General features: G+C 39.8%; 2 protein-coding genes and 1 pseudogene. All 3 read left to right on the forward strand.

The window, feature by feature from the left end; genetic code table 11:
• Window positions 1-129, forward strand: a pseudogene (locus tag Q0191_RS04055) (deoxycytidylate deaminase); the annotation flags it as partial.
• Window positions 130-162: 33 nt separating this feature from the next.
• Window positions 163-777 (forward strand): tetratricopeptide repeat protein, encoded by a 615-nt coding sequence (locus Q0191_RS04060; RefSeq protein ID WP_297664068.1) that lies wholly within the window; start codon window positions 163-165, stop codon window positions 775-777.
• Between the two features lie 176 nt (window positions 778-953).
• Window positions 954-1,213, forward strand: a 260-nt coding sequence (locus tag Q0191_RS04065) for an S-adenosylmethionine synthetase N-terminal domain-containing protein (protein ID WP_297664070.1), incomplete at its 3' end; no start/stop codon positions are given.

Below are 1,213 nucleotides of genomic sequence, written 5' to 3' on the forward strand. Positions count from 1 at the left end.
GTGGTCTACATCAACCAATATCGTATAGATGACTATGCTCAATATCTCTACAAGGAGAAAGAGGTGGAATTGGTTCATCTGTCACTCGATGATGTCAAGAAGGCCATCTCTCAGACAGATTTGGTTTAGACGAGAAGTTCTGGAGGTAAAAGGAGAAGGTAGATGAATGATAAATTGGCAGCTGCTTGGCAATATTTCTTTGAAGGACAGTTAAATAAGGCCGAAGAACTAGAGCAGCAGCTGGAAAAAGATTCCTTTAGCCGCTGGAATTTACGGGCCTATCTAGCTGTAGAAAGGCAGGATTATCAGAACGCTTTTGCAAATTTAGAGGCTTATCTGATTCAGGCTCAGAAAGAAAGTGATAGAGAAAATGAGCATATCGCTTATCATCAGCTAGGTTATGTTGCTAGATCTGCAGGAGATTTTTGTCAAGCTTTAGAGTGGATTGAAAAAGAAGCTGCTTTCCTAGCGAAGTATTTCCCAGATGACCATTATCGTCAATCAGTTAATCTCTATGAGCTAGGCTATATAAATCTTAAATTAGGTAGGTTGGCTCAAGCTCAGGATTTTATGCAAAAGTCATATATCTATTCTATGGAGTCAGATGATGTGGTAAATCATGCATGTAGTTGCCGAGGCTTGGGTGAAATTGCTCAAGCTTTGGGAAATCTACAAGCAGCAAGAACCAACTTTGTGGCTGCTATCAGACTTTTTGACCAAGCTGGTGATGCCATCGGTAAGGCGGAAGTTGAAGAGTTGTTAGCAAGCTGCCCTTAGTTTATCATTGCAATAAAGCTATAGTTTCTGATTATAGCTTTTTCTATTAAAAAAATTCTGAATTTTTTAGGGAAAAGTGGTATAATGAGAAAGTTATATAGTCCCGATAAGGTGGTAGGAAACTTCTATCAGTACTTTGTAACTCTATAACAATTTATTTAAGGGGGGACATTTCTATGTCAGAACGTAAACTTTTCACGTCTGAATCTGTATCGGAGGGACATCCCGATAAGATTGCAGACCAAATTTCCGATGCGATTTTGGATGCTATTTTGGCTCAGGATCCAGAGGCTCATGTTGCAGCTGAAACTGCTGTTTATACAGGCTCCGTCCATGTTTTTGGAGAAATTTCGACTACAGCCTATGTAGATATCAATCGGGTGGTTCGTGATACCATTGCAGAGATTGGCTACACCAATACAGAGTATGGCTTTTC

Source organism: uncultured Streptococcus sp., assembly GCF_938036805.1.
GTDB lineage: Bacteria > Bacillota > Bacilli > Lactobacillales > Streptococcaceae > Streptococcus.

Coding starts and splice junctions, on each gene's coding strand:
- Q0191_RS04060 (WP_297664068.1), top strand. CDS start 163: ATGAATGATAAATTGGCAGCTGCTTGGCAATATTTCTTTGAAGGACAG.